This window comes from Dietzia sp. UBA5065, assembly GCA_002415925.1.
GTDB lineage: Bacteria > Actinomycetota > Actinomycetes > Mycobacteriales > Mycobacteriaceae > Dietzia.
On the sequence record DIAZ01000113.1, the window covers coordinates 1 to 214 of the forward strand.

Sequence of the window (214 nt, forward strand, 5' to 3'; positions counted from 1 at the left end):
GCCGCCCTCACCAAGGCAAAGGCGGACCTCACCGACGGCCTCGCGCAACTCGCCGACGCCCGCACCCAGCTCGATACGGCCCGCGCCGACGTCATGGCCGCTCAAGTCGATCTCCAGGACACCCTCGCCAAGATGGCGGCTCTCAAGGCGGGCGTCCAACCGGCGTTCGCCGCAGCCCTGACGACCTACCTCGGCGAGATCGACGCCCGCGGCC

Annotated in this window: 1 protein-coding gene; it reads left to right on the forward strand. The window is 71.5% G+C overall.

The annotated features are described in order from the left end of the window. On the forward strand, positions 1–214 hold a 214-nt coding region (locus B4M60_RS08785), incomplete at both ends, for a hypothetical protein (RefSeq protein WP_291082393.1).